This is a genomic window from Stenotrophomonas sp. Steno-C18 (genome assembly GCF_056393195.1).
Window position 1 is genome coordinate 54948 of sequence record NZ_JBWJOX010000009.1, and the last position, 23302, is coordinate 78249.

Consider the following 23302-nt stretch of genomic DNA (forward strand, 5'->3'; position numbering starts at 1 on the left):
CGGGCGCGGCGCAGGAGCGGCCTTGGCCGCGAAACCACGAAGGCTTCCGGTCACCTGATGCCAGCTTCGGGAAAACCAGACGACGTGTCGCGGCAGGATGCGGTATCGGCTTCGCGGCTCAGGCCGCTGCCACGACGGGCTTGCGGCGCTCCAGCCACCACAGCAATGCGGCGACCAGCACGAATGCCAACAGCCATGGCCAGCGTGGGCCGGGAACGCGGATGGCGGCCTGCGCGGTGCCGGTGGTGCCACGCAGCGCCAGCGTTGCATCCCGCTGTTGCGTTGCGTGCAATGCCTTGGCCTGCTGTGGTTCCAGCAGCAGCATCGTCGCCTGCGCCGAACCGGCGGCAAGGGTGTGCCAACCGGCCTGCGTCGGCCACCAGCCGCTGCAGTTGCCTGCCTGTGGATCAGCCAGCAGGGCGCTGCGCGCACCGTCCGGGGCAATGGCCTGTGCGTCGGCCGGCAGGCCACACAACACGTTGCGCTCGCCGGCCCAGCCCCAGCCGGCAAGTTCGGGCGACGGCGTGGTCGGGAGCGGGCGCGCCAGCGTTGCCAGCACCTGGTTCCACAGCGCGGCGTGCTGCGGCGCGTGGCCGGCCAGCACCAGGCTGTAGCTGTCGCTGACCGGCAACACGCCGACCCGGCCCAGCCCCAGTGCACGCCACTGGCCGACCGCGTTGCCTTCGGCATCGCGCAGCAGCGGCACCGCGTCGTCTCCAACGACATCCAGCGTGAAACGCTCCAGCGCGAACGGCTCCGCGCTGCCATCGCCCGCCGCGCCATCAATGAACTTCAGCGGGCGCAGTTCCTGGCCGCCGCGGGTATCGAGCCCCCATTCGCGCAGGGCACGCCGTGCGCCGGCATCCAGGGGTCCGCCCATGCGCACCAGCACGCCGAGGCCGGCCCGCATCGCCGCGTTGACGCCATTGCGTTGCAGCGGGGACAGCGCGGCCAGCCGGCGTTCGTCCAGCACCAGCAGGTCGATCTTGGCCAGGTTGGCCGCATCCAGGGCGGCCGGGGCATCGCCCAACTGCACGCCACCGCCGACCAGGATGCTGGTCTGCTGGGACGCGCCGGTGTCGGCGGCCCAGCGTTGCAGGTACTTCAGCTCGGGCCCCGGAGCGCCGGCCAGCAGCCGCAGCGACGGCGGCGGCACCGCGCGCACCCGTACCGGCACCGGCAGCTGGTCTCGTACCTTGCCGTCGGCATCGAGCAGGCGCAGCGCGAAACTGACATCACCGGGCTCGCGCGCGCTGGCCACCAGGCGCACGCGGCCATCGCTGCCCGGCGTGGTGATGGCGACGCGTTGGCCGGCCGGATCGAGCAGTTCGACCCGGACATCACGCAGGCCATGCACGCGGCTGCCCACCTCGAAGCGGGCTCCCGGTGCCAGCGTTGGCGGCGCGCGCAGTTCGACCAGTCCGGTCGGCGCGGGGTTGGCGAGGAACCGCAGCGCCGGCGGCAACGGCGCGTCGCGGTCGCGCGCGATCAATCCATCACCGACGATCACCAGCTCGCGCGTGCCCGGATGCTGGCGCATGGCGGTGGCCAGGTCCGGCACCGCGACCACGCGCGACATCGCCGGTGCTTCGGGCAGGCGCAGATGGGTAGCGGCGGGAATGGCGAGCACATCGGCCTCCCGCGCCCCGGCGGTGGCGATGACCAGGGTGTCGGCGCGCGCGCTGCGCGGCGGGGGCGACAAGGCCAGGCACAGCAACACCGCCGCCACGGCCTGCAACAGCAGCAATGCGGACAGGCGTGCCGGCGCCGGGCGTGGCCGCTGGCACAGGCGGATGCTGGCCAGCAGTACCGCCAGTGCGACGATGGCCCATGGCAGCCAGGTGCTCGTCATCGTGTCTCCCGTGGCGGGGCCAATGCATCCAGGTAGCGGCGCCCACCGGCATCGGCGGCGTCGCGGCGCGCGGGTGGGCCGGGCGGGCGCTGCAGGGCCGGCCACAGCTGCGCGCGCAGGCGCTGGCGGCATGCCTGGCAATCCGGTTGCTGGCGGACCTCGTCGATGGCGGCGAGCACGTCGAGCGGATCCGGCACGGCCTGCGGATGTGCATCCAGCCAACGCGACAGCGCGTCCAGGTCGACCGCGCCATCGGCCTGCGCCAATGCCTGCCACGCATCGCTGATGAAACGCTCCGGTGGCGGCCGCGTGGACGGTTGCAGGGCGCGATTGCCCAGGCCCTCGCGCTTGCCGGTCATGCGCCGGCCCAGGTCGATCGGTGGCAACACGCTGCCCACGCGCGCCAGGTAGATGCGCTCGGCCTGCTGCACCTGCTTGATGAAGCCCAGTGCCTTGTATGCGAACGGTAGCGCCTTGTCGGGATGGCCCTGGCGCAGATGGCCTTCGGATTGCCACATCTGATCGAGCGCGGCCTTGAGGATGGCGCGGGTCTGCGGATCGAGCAGGGTGGCCGCTTCGGCGTGATCGTGGGTATGGCCGTACTCGGACAGCACGTCGGTGGCGCTGCCGAACACCGGCGCTCCCTCGCTGGCGGTGCTGCTGTCGTGATCGTGGCCGTCGTCGTGCGCGTGCTCATCGGCGTGGTCGTTGTCGGCATCGGCAGCCGGTGCGTCGCTGGTGGGCATGTCGCCGGTCGGTGGTGCCTTGGCGCCGCCCTCTGCTTCCTCGCCGAGGAACTGACCATAGCGCAGGCGCAGGATGCGTTGATCCACGCCGATGGCGTCCGAGCGCTTGATGAAGGTTTCCGCGTCCAGCGTGCCGCGCTGTTTCTGCAGGGCCTCGGCGTCGATGATGATCTGCCGCTGGCTGCGGAAGTACGCCGGCATCACCTTCTTGATCGCACCTTCCAGCGCACTGGCCTGCACGTCCTGTTCGCTGGGAAGGCGCAGGATCAGGCTGGCACTGCGCGCCTGCTGCGGTTGCGGGTCGCGGTTGTCACGCACGGTCAGGCGCGCGACCACTTCGTCACCGGGGCCGACGCCCAGCGCGGCGAGGTCGGCGGTGTAGGCGAAACGGCGCGTGGTCGCCGGACCACTACCGTTCAACGTTACACGCTGGTGTTGGAAGGCGATGTTCTCGCCGCTGCCCTTGGCGGTGGTGAGCTCCAGCGTGGCGCTGGCGGTGACGCCGAAATCGTCGCTGGCCTCGAAGCGCAGCGGCCACTGTCGCTGCCCGGCGGTGGCCTGGTTGAGGGTCTGCGCCGGCTCCAGCACCTTGACCTGCGGCGGGTGGTCCGGCACCACGTCCAGGCGGTAGGCGCGGCTGGCGGTGGCCAGCGCCGGCGCGGTGACGATGCGGTACAGGCCCGCGCGCTGCAGCGTCTGCCCGGCCTGCCAGCGCTCGCCGTCGCGCTGCAACGGCAACCGTCGCCCATCGTGGAACTGCAGCCATGCCTGCCGCGGCTGCGGTTGGAACTGCAGCTGCCAGTGCAGGCGACTGCCCTGCACGGCACGTGCGTCGAGTTTCTCGCCGCCGGTCGCGGGCTGGCCGGTGTAGGCCGGTGGGGTCACGTGCAGTTGCGCGGCACGCAGCACCGGTGCCTGCGCGGCCGGGGATGCCGCGTCGCCGGTGGTGTCATTGGCCGCGGTTGGCCGCTCGCCACCGCGCGGCCATGCCAGGGCGATGGCCGCGACCAGCAACGCCACCGCGACACAGGCCAGCAGGCGCAATCCCGGCCACGGCTGGCGCAGGTCGGGCGGGTCCGCCTGCAGGCGCTGGCCGATGCGCTGGCGCTGCCGCTGCTGCAGGGGATTCAATGTCGCCGGCGTGGCGAACAGCAGGTCGGCGCTGTCCTCCAGGCGCGGATGCTCGTTGAGCCGGGCAATCAGCCAGCGTGCATCACGCCGGCGCGCGCGCCACATCGCCACGCCGGCGACCGCGAGCAGGGCCAGGGTGAGGACCACCGACGCCACATCGATGTCGTACAGGCGCCAGCCCAGCACCGCGAGCGCCGCGGCGATCGGCAGCCCGCCAAGCAGGGTGATGGCCTGCACCCGGCGTCGCGCGCGTTGCAACAGCGCAGGCCGTTTCATGCCTGCCCCCGGCGACGCCGTGCGCTGGCCAGCCAGCGTTCGAGCAGGAACAGCAGGGCGGCCGTGAGCACCAGCCACGGTGCGAGCTCGCGTGCGGGCTGCGGATACGCAGGGGCGCCGCTGTCCGGGCGCAGGCTGGTGGCATCGGCACGGCCAGGTGCCGGCGGCGGCTGCAGCCGTGCCTGCAGTTGCGAGGGGAAGCGCGCATCCAGCAACGCCGGCATCGATGCCGCGGCCAGGTTGGCATTCCAGCGCAACCAGCGCGGTGGCTGGTTGACCTGCTCGAGCAGCAGGTTGCCGGCGTCGTCATGCCATAGCGGGGTGCGCTGCGCCTGCGGTGGCACCGGGGTGCGCGCGTCGACCAGCAAGGTGCCGCCGTTCCCGGCCCAGGCCAGCAGCCCGGCGGGCACCGGCTTGGAAGACAGCCAGACGCGCACCGCGTCACCCTCGGTGAAGGCCTGGTCGTCGCCGGCGCTGTCCAGCACGGCCTCCGCATGCCAGGCCTGGTTCACGGCGCGCAGGTAGCGCAGCTGCAACGCGCCCTCGGCATCGTGGCGGACCTGCAACCGCGGCGGCTTGTGCGTCGCCGAGGCCGTGCCCGCAGGGGGCACGTCGACCTGCAGCCAACGTACCGTGCGCGACAGGCGCGGGCGCTGTGCGTCCCACCCCTGGCTGACCGACGGCACGATCACGGTCAGGGGTACGTCCGGCGGCAATGACGCATCGAGTTCACGTAGCAGGCTGGCCACGGGTTGCCGCGCATCGGGCATGGGCACGTCCTGCCCGATGCGTGGAAACCCCGGTGCCAGCCACAGCCATTGCGACGGCGTGGTCCCGGCGACGGCACGCGCCTGTGCCGGAGTCAGGCCGGGCAGCACGGCGATGCGTGGCTCGGTGTCGCGCAGGCCGTCCAGCGCCGGGCGCGCCAGCAGCAATGCCAGTGCCGCCAGCAACAGCAGGCGCACCAGCAACAGCGGCCATTCGTCGAAGCGGATGCGGTGGCGCGGGCGCGGCTTGGCCGACAACCAGCGCAGTGCAGCGAAATCGATCAACTGTTGCTGGTCGCGCCGGGCCAGATGAATCAGCAGCGGCAACAGCAGCGCGGCCAATGCCGCCAGGCCGGCCGGAAACAGCCACAGCAGGCTCACGCCGCGCCTCCGCGCCGGCCAAACAGGCGCTGCAGCGGTGCATCGATGGGCGCATCGAGGAAGACGGTGTCGTGACGGATGCCGGCGGCCTGCAGGCGCGCATCCAGCGTGCGGCGGGCCTCGGCGAAGCGGGCCAGGTAGTCGGCGCGCACGCGGCTGCCATCGCTGAGCAGTTCCTGCGCGGTTTCCGGGTCGCGGAAGCGGTGTCCGTCGCGGAATGGGAAGTCGCGCTCCTCCACGGTGAGCAGCTGCAGGTGGACCACGTCGCGACCGGCCTTGGCCAGGCGTTCGGCCAGCTCAATCGCCGCCTCGTCGAAGCCGTCGCCGATCATCACCACCAGATCATGCGTGCCGATGCGTTCCCAGACCGGCTTCAGCTGCTCGGCGCCGGGCCATTGTCCGCGTGCGTGCAGGCCATGCAGTTGCAGGTGCAGCCGGTCGCGCTGGCGCAGGCCATTACCGGCCGGCAGCAACTGCAGGCCGTCGCCGTTGATGGCGATCAACCCGAACGCGTCGCCCTGCTGCAGGGCGAGTTCGACCACGCAGCCGGCCAGGGCCTTGGCGGCGTGCAGGCGCGTCCAGTCGCGCCGGGCCTGGTCGGCCTGTTGCATCGAGGCGGTGGCATCGAGGACCAGCCATACGGTGAGTGGGCTTTCGCGTTCGGACTCGCGCACGAAGAAGCGGTCCGAGCGGGCGTACAGCTTCCAGTCGATCTGGCGCAGTTCATCGCCCGGTTCGTAGGCCCGGTACTGCGCGAACTCCAGCCCGGCGCCGCGGCTGCGGCTGGCATGCATGCCGATGCCACGGCTGCCGCTGGCGCGCTGCGGGAACAGCCGCAACGCACGCAGGCGGCTGCGCACATCGGCAGGAATCAGCGGTGGGGCAGAGGACACCATGGCGGGATCGGCATCAGGCCAGGAACGGCACCGTGCGCAGCAATGCGGTGATCACGTCATCGGCGCTCTTCTGCTCGGCCTCGGCGGCGAAGGACAGCAGCAGGCGGTGGCGCATCACCGGCGCGGCCAGGGCCTGCACGTCCTCGCGGGTGGCGGCAAAGCGGCCATGCAGCAGGGCGCGTGCTTTCGACGCCAGCACCAGCGACTGGCCGGCGCGCGGACCGGCGCCCCACTTGATCCAGTTGTTGACCTCGACCGGCGCGCCGTCGCCGGGACGGCTGGCACGGACCAGGCGGGTGATCCAGGTCAGCAGGTCGGGGCTGACGTGCACGTCGCGCACGGCGGCCTGCAGTGCCTTGACCGCCTCGGCATCCATCACCTTCGGCACCGTGCCGCCGTGGCTGCCGGTGGTCTGGGCCAGGATGTCGCGCTCCTCGGCCTCATCGGGGTAGTCCACGCGCACGTGCAGCAGGAAGCGGTCCAGCTGCGCTTCGGGCAGCGGGTAGGTGCCGGCCTGCTCGATCGGGTTCTGCGTGGCCAGCACGAAGAACGGCGAGGGCAGCGTGTAGGTGGTGCCGGCATAGCTGACGGTGCGCTCCTGCATGGCTTCGAGCAGGGCGGCCTGGGTCTTGGGCGGGGTGCGGTTGAGCTCGTCGGCCAGCAGCAGGTTGGTGAAGATCGGGCCCTGCTGGAAGCGGAACGCGCGCTTGCCGGTGCCGTGGTCCTCCTCCAGCAGCTCGGTGCCGAGGATGTCGCTGGGCATCAGGTCGGGCGTGAACTGCACGCGCCGGAACTGCAGTTCCAGCGCCTGCCCGAGCGAGCGCACCAGCAGCGTCTTGCCCAGGCCCGGTGCACCTTCGAGCAGGCAGTGGCCGCCAGCGAGCAGGCCGATCAGCAGTTGCTCGACCACCGCCTGCTGGCCGACCACCGCCTGCGCCAACGCGCCACGCAGTTCGCCCAGGCGGGGCAGCAAGGAATCGAGGTCGGGGGAAGTGGCAGTCATGCGGTCACCAGTGGGGTCAGTGCGTCAGTGCGTACATCACGATGTTCACGCCGAACTTCGTGTTGTCCTCGGCCAGGAAGCGTTTGTTGCGCCAGTCGTAGTCCCATTCGCAGCCGTAGTCCTTGTTGCTGTAGAGCACGCCCAGCCGGCCATCGATCTCGATGCCCTTGAGGTAGTCGTGCACCAGGTCATCGCCCCAGCCGTTGAGCTCGAAGCCGGTGGCCGGCGGACCTTCGGGGAACTTGAAGAAGCTGTTGTAGACGGCGTGGTTGTTCGGCAGCTTCTTCAATGCGGTGGTGCCGAAGATGCCGCGCATCTGCGCCTCGAACGAGGTGGCGAACAGGCCGTCGATGTCATGGTTGCAGTCATCGACGAAGACGAAGCCGCCGTTGCGCACGTAGCGCTCGAAGTTGCGGCGTTCGTCGGGGTTGAACTCGACCAGCTTGTGCCCGGCCAGGTAGCAGAACGGCGCGCGCAGCATCTTCGGGTCGGACAGCGCCACGACATGTTCGTTGGGGTCCACGCGCAGCGTGGTGTAGTCCACCAGCGAGGTGAGCAGGTTGGACGGCATGCGCGCGTCCACGTCCCAGTCGCCGGAGTCGTACTTCAGGCGGGTGAACCAGAAGTCGTAGCGGCCGGCCTGCGCCTTGGCCCGTCCCGGCAATGCGGCCGCAACCGCACCGCCAAGCAGCAGCTGCAGGAATTGCGCTCGCGTTAGACGGGACTGGAGCAAAGGCCAAGAATCTCAGGAAACCAGGAGCCCCTCTCCCGCTTGCGGGGTGAGAGGGGACGTTTGCGAACCATTGGTTCGCGGCCCGTCGAACGCCCTTGCGCCAACGCAAGGGCCGGGGCGCGGAGCGGGGGTTGGGGTGAGGGCAGGCTTCTGGAGAGCAAACGTCAGAAGCGCCCCTCATCCGCCCTTCGGGCACCTTCTCCCGCATGCGGGAGAAGGGATGGAGCAACAGCGGAAGGCTGGAGGCAGCCGCTCAAATCAAAAGCTAAAAGAAGCCGCCCTCCGTCACACCGCATCCGACAACGAGGTGAACGTGAAATCACGCAGCTTCATCGGCGGGATCATCATCACGAAGCTGGACTCGTCACCGGCCACGCGCACCGGCTTGCCCAACTCGTCGATGTTGTTGAGCATGATCACCGGCGACTCGTTGAAGCGGAAGTTCTTCACCGGGTGCTTGATCTGGCCGTTCTCGATGTAGAACGTGCCGTCGCGGGTCAGCCCGGTCAGCAGCACGGTCTGCGGGTCGACCATGCGGATGTACCAGGTGCGGGTGACCAGGATGCCCTTCTCGGTGCCGCGCACCAGCTCGGCGATGGACTTGCTGCCGCCGCTCATCAACAGGTTGCCCGGCTGTGCGTTGGCGGTCTTGCCCTGCTTCTGCGCCCAGTAGCGCGAATAGCTGAGGTTGGCGACCTTGCCGTTCTCGATGATGGCCATGCGCTCGCGCGGCATGCCTTCGCCGTCCCACGGCAGCACCGGTGCATCGGGATGCCACGGGTCGGCGAACAGGTTCACCTGCGGGTCGTAGACCTGCTCGCCCAGCTTGTTGCCGCCGCCCTTCCTGGACAGGAAGCTGCGGCCTTCGTCGGCCGAGCGGGCGCTGAAGAAATTCATCATGAAGCTGATCAGGCCCGCGGCGGCGGCCGGCTCCAGGATCACCGTGTACTTGCCCGGCTCCAGCGCCTTGGCCTCGGCCGATTCGGTGGCCTTGCGCTTGGCGATCTCGATGTCCTGGTCGGCCCTGAAGTCCGATGCGTCCTTCAGGTTGCGGCCCACCCAGCCCGAACCGCGGCCGTCCTCGGTGCGCACGGTGCAGGTGTAGTTGAAGTTGGTGCTCTTCTGGTAGCCGAAGTTGCCGTTGCTGTTGGCGATGGCGACGAAGCCGTTGCCGTCCTCCAGGAAGCCGGCGGCGACCAGGCCATGGCCGCGGCACGGTGCGATCGAGTCGGCCGCCACCTTGGCGCGGAACTCCGGGTCGATCGCGGCGGTGGACGCGCTGAAGGTCGGGCTGGCGGTGTACTGCTGCTTGCCGATGGCCGGCACGAACTCGGGGTTCTCCGGTGCCAGCTTCGCAAGGTCCTCGGCGCGGCGGACCACGCGCTCCAGCGAGGCGTCATCGAACTCGTTGATCGAGGCGGTGCCCACGCGCTTGCCGAAGGCCACCTGCACGGCCAGTTCGGCATTGCTGACGATGCCGCTGGTGGAGACGTTGTTCAGCGCGAAACGGATGTTGCCATCGACCGAGCCGGCCAGCGTGGCGGTGCATTCATCGGCCTTGGACAGCGCGATGACCTTGTCCAGGATGGCCTTGGCTTCCTGTTCGGTGAAGATGCTCATGGTTCTCGAAGCTCCTTGACGATCAGCCGAGGCTGCGCGCGGTATTGATGACGTTGATGCCGTCGAAACGGGCGGTGGACGAGCCATGCGACACGGCCGAGACCTGGCCCGGCTGGCCCTTGCCGTCGAAGAACGAACCGCCCAGGCGGTAGTCGCGCTCGTCGGCCACGGCGCTGCAGGCGTTCCAGAATTCCGGCGTGCGGATCTGGTAGGCCACGTCCTCCAGCATGCGGGTGATCTGCCCGTTCTTGATCTCGTAGAACAGCTGCCCGCCGAACTGCGCGTTGTAACGCTGCTGGTCGATGGAGAACGAGCCGTCGCCGATGATGTAGATGCCGTTCTCCACGTCCTTGACCAGGTCGGCCACCGACAGCGGGGTCTTGCCCGGCGCCATCGACACGTTGGCCATGCGCTGGAACTGCACGCTGGACCACGAGTCGGCATAGCAGCAGCCATCGGACTCGGTCTTGCCCAGGATGTGGGCCTGGTCGCGGATGGTCTGGTAGTCGACCAGCTTGCCGTCGGTGATCAGCGGCCAGCGCTTGGTCTTCACGCCCTCGTCGTCGTAGGCCACCGCGCCGAGCGAGCCGGGCTGGGTCTTGTCGGCGAAGATGTTGACCTTGTCGCTGCCGTACTGGAAATGCTGCTCGCGCTTGTCCAGCGTGGCGAAGCTGGTGCCGGCGTAGTTGGCCTCGTAGCCGAGCACGCGGTCCAGCTCCAGCGGGTGGCCGACCGATTCGTGGATGGTCAGCCAGGTGTGCGAGGGGTCCAGCACCAGGTCGTACTTGCCCGGCTTCACCGACGGCGCCTTGAGCTTCTCCTGCGCGTCCTTGGCCGCGGCGATGGCGTCCTCGCGCATGTCGTAGGACTGGCCGTACACGGTCACGCCGTTGGGCAGCACGGTCTTGCCGGAGGCGTCGCCGTCCAGGTATTCGAAGCCCAGGCCCATCGGCGAGGACAGGCCGTCGCGGGTGCGGAACTTGCCGCTGGCCTTGTCGATGGCAGTGACCGTCATCGGCGCCCAGATGCGATGCACGTCCTGGTCGATGTAGGAGCCATCGGTGGAGGCGAAATACTTCTGCTCGTTGACCAGGAACAGCATCGAGTTGACGAAGCTGGCACCGGCGGCGGTCGCGGCGGCATTGACGCCCAGCAGCAGGTCGGCCTTGTCCTTGATCGGCACTTCCATCGCGTTCTTCCTGATCGGCGTGCGCCAGCTGACCTCGCCGTAGCCCGGTGCCTTGGCGAACTGCACCGGCGCGGTCTGCACCTTGGCGTTGGCCTTGGCGATGGCGGCGGCCTGCTGCGCGGCCTTGACCACGCCGGCCGGGCTCAGGTCGTTGGTGGCGGCGAAGCCCCAGGCGCCATTCACGATCACGCGGATGCCGGTGCCGGTGGACTCGGTGTTCACCACGTTCTGGACCTTGTCCTCGCGGGTGATCACGAACTGGCGCAGGTAGCGGCCGATGCGCACGTCGCAATAGGTGGCGCCGGCGGCGCGCGCGGCGTTCAGTGCGTCATCGGCCAGGCGTTTCTTGACGACGGGGTCGAGCACGGTGAGCAGCTGCTCGGCGGCGATCGCCTTGCCGAAGAACGATGGCACCATCAGGCCACCGGCGGTGAGCCCGGTCAGGGCGAGGAAGTCACGTCTTTGCAAGGCTGCTCTCCGGAGGCGCGGCCCGCGATGCGGGCAATGGGCAACGAACGACGATGGTTTCGCGATGCTCTGCGAACCCTCCCGATTCTTGCGGGCGCGCGATGGCAGCGGTAGTGACTTTAGGCATGGATGATGTGCCGGTGGTGCGGTTCGGAGCGCACGGCATCCCCTCCGCAACGCGTCCCTTGCCTGCGGCAAAGGGAGGGAGCGGTTCAGGAGTGAACGGGAGGGCTGGCGTTGATGCGTTACCCGCGGCCCCCGACCACGTCGCCCATCACCCCCTGCAGCCATTCCACGAACACCCGCAGCCGCTGCGAGGGATGCCGCCGATGCGGGAACAGCAGGTGCATCGGCATCGGGTCGGCGCGGTGGTCCGGCATCACCTCCACCAGGCGCCCATCGGCCAGCTCATCACGCACGTCATAGGCGGGGATCTGGATCAGCCCCATCCCGGCGATGCAGCAGGCGATGTAGGCCTCGGCGCTGTTGACGGTGACGCGCCCGCGCAACGGCAGGGTGTGCAGCGCCCCGTGTTCGCGCCACTCCCAGGGTTCGACCCGGCCGCTGCCGGGCGAGGCGTACAACACACCCCAATGCTGCTCCAGCCGGCGTGGATGAACAGGCACGCCGTGCGTGGCCAGGTAGCCGGCACTGGCCACGTTGAGCAGCGGCAGCTGGCCCAGGCTGCGCGCCACCAAGCGCGAGTCCTGCAGCGGGCCGACCCGCAACGCGCAATCCACGCCGTCCTCGACCAGGTCGATGCTGCGGTCGGTGATGCCCAGTTCCACGTCGATCTGCGGATGCGCCTGCAGGAACGCCGGCAGCGCCGGTGCCACGATCAGGCGCCCGATGCGGCCGGGGACATCGACCTTCAGCCGCCCGCTGAGCGCCTGCGGCGCCTGCCGGAACAACTGCTCGGCCTCGTCCGTGTCGGCGATCAGCTGCTGGCAGCGGGCATGGAACAGCAGCCCGTCCTGGGTGGGCGTGACCTGGCGGGTGGTGCGGTGGAGCAGGCGCGTGCCCAGCCGCTGTTCCAGCGTGCGCACCGCCTCGGAGACGGTGGAGCGCGGCAGGTTCAGCTGGTCGGCGGCGCGGGTGAAGCCGGCACAGTCGACCACGCGGACGAAGATGCGGTACAGCTCGATGCGGTCCATGGGCGGATTGTCCGGAAAGGCCGACAAGTGAAGTCAGAATGGCGGGCTTTATCCGGAATTCCAAGCCGATAGCCTCTGTGGGCATCCACCCGCTCAGGAGTTGCCCCATGACCGACCATCGCATCCACGGCAAGACCGTCCTCATCGCCGGCGGCGCCAAGAACCTGGGCGGCCTGCTCGCCCGTGACCTGGCCGCCCAGGGCGCGGCCGGCATCGCCCTCCATTACAACGGCGACGCCGCCCGTGCCGAGGCCGAGGCCACCGCCGAGGCGGTGCGCGCCGCCGGCGCCGACGCGCACCTGTTCCAGGCCGACCTGACCCACGCCGCGGCAGTGGAGCAGTTGTTCGCCGATGCCCGGCAGGCATTGGGCCGCATTGACATCGCGGTCAACACGGTGGGCAAGGTGCTGAAGAAGCCGATGACCCAGATCAGCGAGGCCGAGTTCGACCAGATGGACGCGGTCAACAACAAGGCGGCGTTCTTCTTCCTGAAGGAAGCCGGCCGCCACCTGGCCGACAACGGCAAGGTGTGCACGCTGGTGACCTCGCTGCTGGGGGCGTTCACCCCGTTCTACTCCAGCTATGCCGGCACCAAGGCGCCGGTGGAGCACTACACCCGTGCGGCGGCCAAGGAGTTCGGCGAGCGCGGCATCTCGGTGACCGCGATCGGCCCGGGGCCGATGGACACGCCGTTCTTCTACCCGGCCGAAGGTGCCGACGCGGTGGCGTACCACAAGACCGCCGCGGCGCTGTCGCCGTTCTCGCGCACCGGCCTGACCGACATCCAGGACATCGTGCCGTGGGTGCGCTTCCTGGTGTCCGAGGGCTGGTGGATGACCGGGCAGACGATCCTGGTCAATGGTGGGTATACGACGCGCTAACAGCGTCGCCCCTCATCCGCCCCGTTGGGGCACCTTCTCCCGCTTGCGGGAGAAGGAAGCGGTTTGCTGCAGTGTGCGGTGCTTCCCTCCCTTCCCCCGCAAGCGGGAGAAGGTGCCCGCAGGGCGGATGAGGGCAGCGTTTCGCGCTTACCCCAACGACCGCGCGGTATTGATGATGCTCACCCCGTCAAAGCGCGTCGTCGCCGAACCGTGCGACACCGCCGACACCTGGCCCGGTTGGCCCTTGCCGTCGAAGAACGAACCGCCCAGGCGGAAGTCGCGTTCGTCGCAGATCGCACTGCAGGCGTTCCAGAACTCGGGCGTGCGGATCTGGTACGCCGCATCCTCGACCAACCCGGTGATCTCGCCGTTCCTGATCTGGTAGCAGAGCTGGCCGCCGAACTGCGCGTTGTAGCGCTGCTGGTCGATCGAATACGAACCACGGCCGTGGATGTAGATGCCGTTCTCCACGTCCTTGACCATCTGCGCCGGCGTCAGCGGCGCCTTGCCCGGGGCCAGCGACACGTTGGCCATGCGCTGGAACTGCACGCTCTTCCACGAATCGGCGTAGCTGCAGCCGTGCGAGGCGTTCTCGCCGAGGATATGCACCTCGTCCCGGGTGGCCTGGTAGTTGACCAGGATGCCGTCCTTGACCAGGTCCCAGCGCCGGGTCTTCACGCCCTCATCGTCGTACCCCACCGCGCCCAGGCTGTACGGCTCGGTCTTGTCGGCGGTGAAGTTGACGATCTCGCTGCCCCAGCGATAGCCGCTCTCGCGCTTGTCCAGCGTGGCGAAGCTGGTGCCGGCGTAGTTGGCTTCGTAGCCGAGCACGCGGTCCAGCTCCAGCGGGTGGCCGACGTTCTCGTGGATGGTCAGGAACAGGTTGGACGGGTCCAGCACCAGGTCGTACTTGCCCGGCTTCACCGACGGCGCGGTGAGCTTGGCGCGCGCCTGCTTCGCGGCGGCGATGGCGTCCTCGACCGGGTCATAGGAATGCCCGTAGCCCACCACGCCACCGGGCAGTGCGTGCTTGTCGGCGGCGTTGCCGTCGAGGAACTCCCAGCCCATGCCGGCCGGCGCCGACAGCCCGGCGCGGGTGCGGAACTTGCCGCTGGCCTTGTCGATGGCGGTGGCGGTGAACGGCAACCAGATGCGGTGCACGTCCTGGTCGATCCACGAGCCATCGCTGGAGGCGAAGTACTTCTGTTCGTTGACCAGGAACAACTGCGAGTTGATGAAGTCGGCGCCGGCGTTGATCGCCGCGGCGTTGATCGACAGCAGCAGCTCCACCTTGTCCTTGACCGGCACCGCCATCGCGTTGCTGCGGATCGGCGTCGCCCATTGCACCTCACCGACGCCCGGCGTCGGTGCCAGCTGCACGGCACGGGTCTGGATCTTCGCGTTGGCACGCGCGATCGCCATGGCCTGGGCCACGGCGGCGGCCACGCCCTGCGCATTGGTCTGGTTGCTGGCGGCGAAGCCCCAGGCACCATCGACGATCACGCGGATGCCCACGCCGGCAGATTCGCTGTTGGTGACGTTCTGCACCTTGTCTTCGCGGGTGACGATGGCCTGGTTGAGGTAACGACCAATGCGCACGTCGCAGTAGCTGGCACCGCCGCGTTTGGCCAATGCCAGCACGGTGTCGGCCAATGCCTTCTTCTTCGCCACGTCCGACGGCGTGAGCAGCTCCTCGGCGGCGATCAGGCGGGCATTGGGCAGCATCATCCCGGCCAGGCCGAGACCGGAGAGGGTGAGGAACTGACGGCGTTGCATGGGGGGCGGGGCTCCGGAGCAGGCGATGCACGCATCGCGCAAGACCGTTGAATCTCGGCGCCAGCCCACGCCGGGCACAAGTGACCATGGTCATGCGTGGGCCGAAAGTGGCATTGCGGCACAATCACGGTGGTCTTTCCCGGTAGCGCCGCCATGCCCGACAAACCCTATGCCGAATCCTGCGAGCGCAACCGCGCGCCCATCCTGGCCGAGCTGCAGCGACACCTCGGCGGCGCCCGGCGCGTGCTGGAGATCGGCAGCGGCACCGGCCAGCACGCGGTGCATTTCGCCGCGGCGCTGCCCTGGCTGAGCTGGCAGGCCAGTGATCACCGCGACCACCTGCCGGGCATCAGGCAATGGCTGGACGAGGCGGCGCTGCCCAATACACCGTCGCCCATCGCGCTGCAGGCAGTCACCGAGCCCGTCGCCGGCCTGCAGCCGGTGCCCACCGCCGGTGGCCGCTTCGATGCGGTGTTCACCGCCAACACCCTGCACATCATGAGCTGGGCGCACGTGCAGGCCTTGTTCGCCGGCCTGCCGGCGGTGCTGTCCACCGATGGTCTGCTGCTGGTGTACGGGCCATTCAACTACGGCGGTGCGTTCACCAGCGACAGCAACCGCGCCTTCGATGGCTGGTTGAAGGCGCGCGATGCCGCTTCCGGCATCCGTGACTTCGAGGCGGTCGACGCGCTGGCGCGCGCGCAGCGGCTGGTGCTGCAGGCCGACGTGGCGATGCCGGCCAACAACCGCTTGCTGGTCTGGCAGCGCCAACCCGGTTGAGGACCGGCTAGGATGCGGGAACTTCTCGGGAGGGCAGGGCGTGGTGAAACACGGTCGTAGGTGGTTGTTGGCGGTGGCCCTGGGCGTGACGCCCTGGTGGGTGCAGGCACAGCAGGGGGATGCACGGCAGGCGGCCCTGCAGGTGCAGGCCAGCTATCCCGGCGTGATCGAGCTGGAGGTGGACGCCAGCGACGTCGACCGCCGCATCCAGCGCGTGCGCGAGCGCATCCCGGTGGCCCCCGGCCCGCTGAGGCTGTGGTATCCGCAATGGATCCCCGGCAACCACGCGCCGACCGGCCCGATCAACCAGATCGGCGGCCTGGTCATCCGTGGCAACGGCCAGCCGCTGCAGTGGCTGCGCGATCCCGGCGACATGTATGCCTTCACGCTGCAGGTGCCCGAAGGCGTCAACGTGCTCGACATCGAGTTCCAGTACCTCTCGCCCACGGCCTCGGACCAGGGGCGCGTGGCGATGACGCCGAACCTGCTCGACCTGCAGTGGCATCGGGTGGTGCTGTACCCGGCTGGCATCGATGCGCGTGGCATCCAGGTCAAGCCGTCATTGCGCCTGCCCGACGGCTGGCAGAGCGGCACCGCACTGGACGTGGCGCGTCGCGAGGGCGGCACCGCGCACTACCAGCCGGTGCCGTTGATGACGCTGATCGATTCACCGGTGTTCGCCGGCCGCCACTTCAAGCGCTTCGCGCTGGATGAGACCGCCAGGCAGCCGGTGTGGCTGGACGTGGTCGCCGAGAACCCGCAGGCACTGCAGGCCGATGTCAAGGTGCTGGACGCGCACCGCGCGCTGGTGCGCGAGGCCGACGCGGTGTTCGGCGCGCGGCCCTACACGCGCTACAACTTCCTGCTGGCGGTGTCGGACGTGTTCAGCGGCATCGGCCTGGAGCACGCGCAGTCCAGCGAGAACGGCATGCACGACGGCTACCTGCGCGGCGAGCGGCCATTCATGGACAACGACCTGCTGCCGCACGAGTACGCGCATGCGTGGGTGGGCAAGGCTTGGCGCCCGCGCCCGACCTGGGTGCCGCATTACAACGGGCCGATGCACAACGACGAGCTGTGGATGTACGAAGGCCAGACCCAGTACTGGGCGGTGGTACTGGCCGCCCGCTCGGGGCTGTGGAAGCCGGACTACGCGATGGCGATGCTGGCCCAGTTGCAGGCCAACTACGCCACCCAGCCGGGCCGGCAATGGCGCGACCTGCACGACACCGTGCACCAGGGCATCCTCGACTTCAATTCCAAGCCGCAGGCGTGGGCCGACTGGCAGCGTGCCTTCGAGTTCTACAACGAAAGCACGTTGTTGTGGCTGGGCGTGGACGCGCGCCTGCGCAGCCTGTCGAAGGGAAAGGTCACGCTGGATGACTTCGCCCGGCGCTTCCATCAGGGCGGCACGCAGGGCGAGATCCGCCTGTACGACCGTGCCGACGTGATGCAGGCACTGGAAGCGGTACAGCCCGGTGACTGGGATGCCTTCATCGGCACGCGCCTGGATGCGCGTGACGGCAGCGCTCCGGATGGCCTGAAGGCCGCCGGTTGGGAGCTGTACTACAGCGATGCGCCAAACCTGGTGGTGGCCGATGGCGAAGCCGACGGCGTGACCGACCTGCAGTACGCGTTGGGCCTGAAGGTGGGCAGCGATGGCGTGCTGCAGTTCGTCGGTTGGGAGAGCCCTGCGTTCAAGGCGGGGTTGGCCAAGGACGTGACGCTGGTGGCGGTCAACGGCCTGGCGTACAGCGGCGGGCGTCTGAAGCAGGCAGTGATCGATGCGAAGGAAGGGACGCCGATCGAGCTGATCGTGCGCCAGGCCGACAGCTTCCGCACCGTGCGCATCGACTACCGCGATGGGCTGCGTTACCCGCACCTGCGCCGTGTCGAGGGCAGCCCGGATCTGTTGACGAAGATCTTGGCGCCGCGGAGATAAGGGCAGCGGAGCCTGACCAGTGCACGACAACCTCCCTTCTCCCATGCCATGGGAGAAGGTGCCCCAAAGGGGCGGATGAGGGCGCTTCTGCTTTGTTCGCGGAGAGCCTGCCCTCACCCCAACCCCTCTCCCGCACGCGGGAGAGGGGCTTGAGCAAAGCGAAGCCCCGCCAGCACACACCATGCCCGGGAACCTCCCTTCTCCCATGCATGGGAGAAGGTGCCCCGAAGGGGCGGATGAGGGCACTTCTGCCTTGCTCGCGCAACGCGCACCCTCACCCCAACCCCTCTCCCGCACGCGGGAGAAGGGCTTCAAACAGGACCCTCAATACTCCCAGCGGTACCCGATCCCGAACGTCCGCCCCTGCGCGGCCACGCTGGAAATCTGGCCATAGGTCGCCGCTGCCTGTTGCCCGTACACGGTCTTGTAGTCGCGGTCGACCAGGTTGTAGATGCCGGCACTGAAGCGGCCCACGCCCAGCGGAATCTCCGCCAGCAGGTCGAACACCGCATAGCCGCTGATCTTCGCCGACGGCGTGGCACGAATGGTCGGGCTGACCGCCGCCACCTGCGCGTCGCGCCAGGCATGGTCGGTGCCACCCACCGCCTGCCCCTGCAGGCGCAGCAGACTGTCGGTGGCGAAGCGCCACTGCCCGTACAGGCCAGCCTTCAGCGGTGACACGCGGAACGCGTTGAGCTCGCGCCACTGGCCGTTGGCATCCTTGTACTGGCCGCGCGTGCTGGCCACGCTCGCGCCGAACTCCCACTGCTCGTTGGGCAGGTAGCGCAGGTTGGCCTCCACGCCCCACACGCGCTCGTCGGTGTCGGCGACCGACACGCTGTAGTCGCGGTTGAACTGCACGGTCTTGTCGGAGTTGTTGTAGAACGCGGTCACGCCACCCTGCAGTATCGCGTCATCGCTGCGACGCCAGCCCAGCTCGTAGTTGTTGACCTTGATCGGGCCGATGTTGCGGCTGTCGATCACGAAGCTGGCCGGCACGTCGCGCAGCATGCGCTGCGTATCGGGCAGGCTGAAGCCCTGCGAGAAATTGGCGAACAGCTGCTGGCCGTCGGCCACCTTGTAGACCACACCCGCATTGAACAGCGTCTGCGAATGGCGGACGTTGCCACCTTCCAGCAGCTTCGGCACATAGGCCGGGTTGGCGGTGGCGGCGATGGCCTCGGTGTAGGGCAGTGAATCGGCGACGCGGTTGCGCAGGATCTGGTGACGCACGCCGGCCTGCACGGTCACGCGCTCGGTCAGCGGATAGTCGCCCTGCAGGAACAGGCCGGTGGTGTCCACGCGTACGTCCGGGCCCATCGCATAGCGCTGCGTTGGCACGTAGTTCAAGCCATTGGTGGCGATGAAGGCAGTGATGTCGTAGGTCTGGCCGAGCTGGCGGTCCTTCTCACGCTCATGGTCCACGCCGTAGGAGAGCTGCAACGCGCGGCCATCCACGTCGAACGCCTTGTGCAGCGCGCTGCGTACACCCCACACGTCGATATCGGTGTTGGACTGCATCGCCACATAGGCGAAGCCGCCCGGCAACGCCGGGTGCACCGCGGCCGACACCGACGGGAACCAGCGGCCCTTCTCGTTGCGGTAATAGGCTTCCACGCTCAGCTCGTGGCCGCCGAGGATGTCGCGGTTGCGGTACTGCGTGTTGATGCCCTGGTGCCTGGTGCGCGGCTGGTCATCCAGCTGCAGGCCCTTCACCGCCAGGTGGCTGGGCGCATAAGCCGGGTTGAACAGCACTGCCAGGCGCGGGCCGTAGTCCGGGCCGTAGTCGCTGTCCTGCTGGTCGTCGTACCAGCGCAGGCCCACGCTCAGCTGCTGTTTCTCGTCCGGGTTCCAATCCAGGCGACCGTTGAACTCTTTGGTCTCGGTGTCCTGGCGGTCGGTCTGCGCGATCTCCGGGCCGATGCGTCGGCCATCGGCATCCAGCGAGGCGCCCTGGCGCGCATAGTGGATGCCGGCCGCGCCACTGAGCGTGCCGCTGCGGAAGGTCAGCGTCTGCGCCAGGTTCCAGGCCAGGTTGTCGCCATCCACGTCCGACGGGCTGCGCAGGCCGACCTGCGTGGCCAGCGCCAGCGGCTGCTCGCCCGGCTGCAGGGTGATGATGTTGATGATGCCGCCGCTGGCACCAGCGCCGTACAACGCGGTGGCACCGGAGATCACCTCGATGCGCTCGATCATCGTCGGCGAGATGCTGTTGAGCTGGCGCGAGCCGTCGCGGGCACCGGTCAGCGGCACGCCATCGATCATCACCTGCACGCTGCGGCCGCGCATGGTCGTGCCGTAGTTGCTGGTGGTGCCCGAGGCAGGGGCCAGCGACGGCACCAGCTGGCCGAGGATGTCGGCGGTACTGCGGCCGGCAGCAATCTGCTGCGCAACCTGCGCATGGTCGATGCGATACACGGTGCCGGCGATCTCGGCCACGCTGCGCGCGTCGCGGGTGGCGTTGACGCTGACCGTATCCAGTTGCTGCACGGAAGTAGTGCTCTGCGCATACAGCTGGCTGCTGATGGCCAGGCTCAGCAAGGCGAGCGGAAGGGTTGCCGCATGATGCCGCATGATGTCCTCGGGGATGTCGTCAGGGGGAAGGGGAGGGCGCTGCCAGGCGCGTCATCACCGGCCTGCACAACAGCAGGCCGATGGCCGATACGGCCGCCAGCAGCAGGTAATACGGGGCATAGCCCAGGCCTTTGGCCAGGAAACCGGAGGCCGCGCCGCCGATGAAGAACAGCAGCAGCTCGAAGCACACCAGCAGGGTGAAGTCGGTGCCGGCCTGCTCGCGCGAGCTGACCCGCATGAACAGCGCATACAAGCTGGTCATCGCCACGTAGCGCAGGGCCAGCATCGCCACCACCAAGGCGCCCAGGCCCCACCGGGAGCCGGCCAGCACGCCGCCGTACAACAACGCCGCCAGCAGCACGTACAGCACGCTGCGCCAGATGCCGGCGTGCATCAGCAGCTGTTCGGCGCTCCGCCGCTTGAGCAGCCACGCCGCGGCCACGGCGGCAAGCATGCCGATGCCGGCACCGGTCACCGAGATCAGCAGGCCGATATCGGTCAGGCTCCACTGCTGGTCGACCAGCAGCGGGTTGATCATCGCCATCGCCGGTGCCTCGACCAGCCGGTACAGCACGATCAGCAGCAACGCCCAGCGCATCGACGGCCGGCGCAGGGCGCGCAGCACGCTCGGGCGCTGCTGCTCGGCCGGGCGCGGTTGCTCCTGCACCGCCTGCACGGCAAGCAGGGTCAGCGCGCTCATCACCGCCAGGGTCAGCAGCGCCACGTTCCAGCCACGGGTTTCGTACAGCCACAGCACACCGGCACCGCCGACCATGCTGCCCAGCGCCACGCCCACGCTTTGAGCCATGCTGCCCAGCCGGTGCTCGGCCGGTGCCAGTGCTTCGACGGTGTAGCCGTCGATGGCGATGTCCTGGGTGGCGGCGACGGTGGAAATCCACAGCCCCACTGCAAGGAACACGCCCAGACCGTGGTCCAGCCCGGTCGCGGCCAGCGCCAGGATGCCGGCCAGCAACAGCAGCTGGGTCAACCACAGCCAGCTGCGGCGGCGCCCGATCCGCGGCAGGTGCCAGCGGTCGACCAAGGGCGCCCACAGGAACTTGAACGCCCACGGCAGGTACAGCAGCGACAACATGCCGATCCAGCGCAGGTCCACGCCCTGGCTGCGCAGGATGGCCGGCACCGCCACGTTGTAGAAGTACAGCGGCAGCGCATGCGCCATGTACAGCGCCACGATCACGGTCAAGCCCAGCGGCGCGGCGGCCGAACGCTCAACGCGCATCGCCGGCCTCCCACTGGGTGGTGATCCACTGCAGGCCGGCGTGTTCGTCGGTGGTGACGAAGTAGGGCACGCCCCAGGCCGCGTGCAGGGCCGGGGTGTCCAGCCGCTGCTGGTCCTCGGCCGAGACGGCGATGCGCACCAGCCCGCGGCAATACCGGCGGAACGCGGCCTTGTGCTGCTTGTACCAGACCGCCTGGATGGCCCGGTAGTCGTCGCAGAAGCTGGCGCCGGGCAGGGTGGCGGCGATGAAGAAAAACGGTGTACGGGCCACGATCAGGCGTTCCACTCCGGCCAGCCAGCGGCGGATCTCGTCCGCATCCACCTGGCCGTGGAACACGGCGCGTACCAGCACCGCCTCGTTGATCGTCAAACCCATCACTGCTGCCTGTTCAGGAAAGAACGCCCAGCGACAGGTGCCGGGCCTCAAATGAGAATAGTTACCAATTCCATTGCAAGTTTAGGCGGGGCGACGGAAAATTTAGGCACGACCACATTCCCGGGATGCCCTGCATGCAGGTTTTCACCTGCGCCGAACTGATGACCGCCGCCCACGCGCTGGGTGGGCAGGTCGATTTCGATGCCGGCATGGCCGACGCCACGCCGGTGTTGGCCGGCTGGCAGCAGGTGCACGCGGTCGATGACGGGGTAGTGCTGTACCTGAGCCGCAGCCGCGACATGGTCGGCGGCAGCAGCCATAACCGGCTGGCGCCGGGCATCACCGCCGGCTTCCTGGTCGATGGCGAGGCCGACGTGGCCATCGGCAGGCATCGGCTGCGCCTGGAAGGCGCCCAGCGGCGCATGCCGACGATGCTGGTGCACCTGCGGGAGGAAGACAGCTTCCGGCGCCATTGGCAGGCCGGCCGCCAGGAGGGCAAGGTCAGCCTGCACCTGGGCGATGACTGGCTGCGTCGTCAGCTCGACGGTGACGCAACTGGCCGTGCGCGGTTGGCGCGGGTATGCCGCAGCCATGCCGACAACCACGCCTGGCGCCCGGGTGCGCCGTTGCTGCAGCGGGCGACACGGTTGCTGCAGGACGCACCGCAGGCGTTGCCGCTGGTGCGCCGCCTGCAGCAGGAGAGCTTCGCGCTGGAGCTGGCCGCCGACGTGCTGCAGGCCTTGTCGCAGGAGGACGAAGCGCGTCCGTTGAGCGCGCACCTGCAGCGCTGCGTGTCACGCCTGCAGCAGTGGCTGGAAAGCGGCGAGGCCGACGCACTGAGCATCACCCAGATGGCGCGCCAGCTCGGCACCAACGCGGTCGACCTGCAGCGCGGCTTCCAGCACTGCCACGGCCAGAGCATCGCCCACCACCAGCGCCAGCTGCGGCTGGAACGCGCCCGCCAGGCGCTGCAGCGTCAGCGCGTACCGGTAGACGTCGCTGCCGCCATCGCCGGCTACGCGCACACCAGCAGTTTCAGCGCCGCGTTCAAGCGCCAGTACGGCGTGTCGCCCTCGCAGCTGAAGTAACCCGGCAGGAACCAACCCCCGGCAGGAGCGGCTTCAGCCGCGAAGACATCGTGGTTGTCGATGATCGTTCAAGGAGAATCTGCGACACTTGCTCGGGTAATGCAGTTTGTGCCTCCGTGAAGTTTCTGACGGAAACGAGTTGTAGACCAGGGGGAGATTGATCAGTACCTCAGACGAATGGGGGGCAGCTCTCGACCCAAAAATGGGCATGATCGATGCACAGAAGCGATTCGGTGTCGCTCTGCTGACCAATAGCATGCCGGCTTTCTAGACAGATTTAGCGCTCAAAGATTCAGCGGCACAAGGCGACGGTCCATCGCAAGATATGCTTTATCTAGATCCGATAAGTCGACTGTGAAGGCAGACTATTGGATAGTAGTTGTCCGCGTAACCGGGACATGGGGTGAGTGCATTCCAATGGGAGTAAGT

The 23302-nt window shown here is 68.6% G+C and carries 17 protein-coding genes; 4 read left to right on the plus strand and 13 right to left on the minus strand.

What is annotated here, in order from left to right:
* Positions 1-118: 118 nt before the first annotated feature.
* The 9 genes from AC06FE_RS16460 to AC06FE_RS16500 form a co-directional block, all read right to left on the minus strand.
* Positions 119-1852, minus strand: coding sequence for a carboxypeptidase regulatory-like domain-containing protein (locus AC06FE_RS16460; RefSeq protein ID WP_478073652.1), 1734 nt, complete (start codon positions 1850-1852; stop codon positions 119-121).
* Positions 1849-4005 (minus strand): hypothetical protein, encoded by a 2157-nt coding sequence (locus AC06FE_RS16465; RefSeq protein ID WP_478073653.1) that lies wholly within the window; start codon positions 4003-4005, stop codon positions 1849-1851. Before AC06FE_RS16465 ends, AC06FE_RS16460 begins: the two co-directional genes overlap by 4 nt.
* A complete protein-coding gene (locus AC06FE_RS16470) occupies positions 4002-5153 on the minus strand; it encodes a BatA domain-containing protein (protein ID WP_478073654.1) in 1152 nt (383 codons plus the stop codon). Before AC06FE_RS16470 ends, AC06FE_RS16465 begins: the two co-directional genes overlap by 4 nt.
* The gene (locus AC06FE_RS16475; RefSeq protein WP_478073655.1) at positions 5150-6049 is read right to left on the minus strand and encodes a DUF58 domain-containing protein; all 900 of its coding nucleotides are present in this window, start codon (positions 6047-6049) and stop codon (positions 5150-5152) included. Before AC06FE_RS16475 ends, AC06FE_RS16470 begins: the two co-directional genes overlap by 4 nt.
* A gap of 13 nt (positions 6050-6062) precedes the next feature.
* Positions 6063-7052, minus strand: a complete 990-nt coding sequence (locus AC06FE_RS16480; protein ID WP_478073656.1) for an AAA family ATPase — start codon at positions 7050-7052, stop codon at positions 6063-6065.
* A gap of 16 nt (positions 7053-7068) precedes the next feature.
* Positions 7069-7785, minus strand: a complete 717-nt coding sequence (locus AC06FE_RS16485) for a DUF4159 domain-containing protein (RefSeq protein WP_192288329.1) — start codon at positions 7783-7785, stop codon at positions 7069-7071.
* A 285-nt stretch (positions 7786-8070) separates the two neighbouring features.
* On the minus strand, positions 8071-9405 hold the full coding sequence (locus AC06FE_RS16490) for a TldD/PmbA family protein (protein ID WP_132862328.1): 1335 nt from the start codon (positions 9403-9405) through the stop codon (positions 8071-8073).
* Positions 9406-9427: 22 nt separating this feature from the next.
* The gene (locus AC06FE_RS16495; protein ID WP_446541612.1) at positions 9428-11062 is read right to left on the minus strand and encodes a TldD/PmbA family protein; all 1635 of its coding nucleotides are present in this window, start codon (positions 11060-11062) and stop codon (positions 9428-9430) included.
* 245 nt (positions 11063-11307) lie between these two features.
* Positions 11308-12216 carry a LysR family transcriptional regulator gene (locus tag AC06FE_RS16500; protein WP_132862329.1) on the minus strand — a complete coding sequence of 303 codons (909 nt, stop codon included), beginning with the start codon at positions 12214-12216 and terminating at the stop codon, positions 11308-11310.
* A gap of 107 nt (positions 12217-12323) precedes the next feature.
* Here AC06FE_RS16500 and AC06FE_RS16505 point away from each other — a divergent pair, with 107 nt between their 5' ends.
* Positions 12324-13097 carry an SDR family oxidoreductase gene (locus AC06FE_RS16505; RefSeq protein WP_192288326.1) on the plus strand — a complete coding sequence of 258 codons (774 nt, stop codon included), beginning with the start codon at positions 12324-12326 and terminating at the stop codon, positions 13095-13097.
* Between the two features lie 147 nt (positions 13098-13244).
* Here AC06FE_RS16505 and AC06FE_RS16510 read toward each other — a convergent pair whose 3' ends face one another.
* Entirely contained in the window at positions 13245-14873 is a 1629-nt protein-coding gene (locus tag AC06FE_RS16510; RefSeq protein ID WP_446541613.1) for a TldD/PmbA family protein, read from the minus strand.
* Positions 14874-15026: 153 nt separating this feature from the next.
* Here AC06FE_RS16510 and AC06FE_RS16515 point away from each other — a divergent pair, with 153 nt between their 5' ends.
* Together AC06FE_RS16515 and AC06FE_RS16520 are read left to right on the plus strand one after the other, a co-directional pair.
* Positions 15027-15653: a DUF938 domain-containing protein gene (locus AC06FE_RS16515; protein ID WP_192288324.1), complete on the plus strand. Its 627-nt coding sequence runs from the start codon at positions 15027-15029 to the stop codon at positions 15651-15653.
* 43 nt (positions 15654-15696) lie between these two features.
* Entirely contained in the window at positions 15697-17595 is a 1899-nt protein-coding gene (locus tag AC06FE_RS16520) for a M61 family metallopeptidase (protein WP_478073657.1), read from the plus strand.
* 324 nt (positions 17596-17919) lie between these two features.
* Here AC06FE_RS16520 and AC06FE_RS16525 read toward each other — a convergent pair whose 3' ends face one another.
* The 3 genes from AC06FE_RS16525 to AC06FE_RS16535 are packed head-to-tail and all read right to left on the minus strand — an operon-like array spanning position 17920 to position 21785.
* A complete protein-coding gene (locus AC06FE_RS16525) occupies positions 17920-20169 on the minus strand; it encodes a TonB-dependent receptor (protein ID WP_478073658.1) in 2250 nt (749 codons plus the stop codon).
* 19 nt (positions 20170-20188) lie between these two features.
* Positions 20189-21409, minus strand: a complete 1221-nt coding sequence (locus AC06FE_RS16530) for an MFS transporter (RefSeq protein WP_478073659.1) — start codon at positions 21407-21409, stop codon at positions 20189-20191.
* Entirely contained in the window at positions 21399-21785 is a 387-nt protein-coding gene (locus AC06FE_RS16535) for a hypothetical protein (RefSeq protein ID WP_192288321.1), read from the minus strand. Before AC06FE_RS16535 ends, AC06FE_RS16530 begins: the two co-directional genes overlap by 11 nt.
* A gap of 134 nt (positions 21786-21919) precedes the next feature.
* Between AC06FE_RS16535 and AC06FE_RS16540 the strand changes: the two genes are divergently transcribed.
* A complete protein-coding gene (locus AC06FE_RS16540; RefSeq protein WP_478073660.1) occupies positions 21920-22873 on the plus strand; it encodes a helix-turn-helix domain-containing protein in 954 nt (317 codons plus the stop codon).
* Positions 22874-23302: the final 429 nt, after the last annotated feature.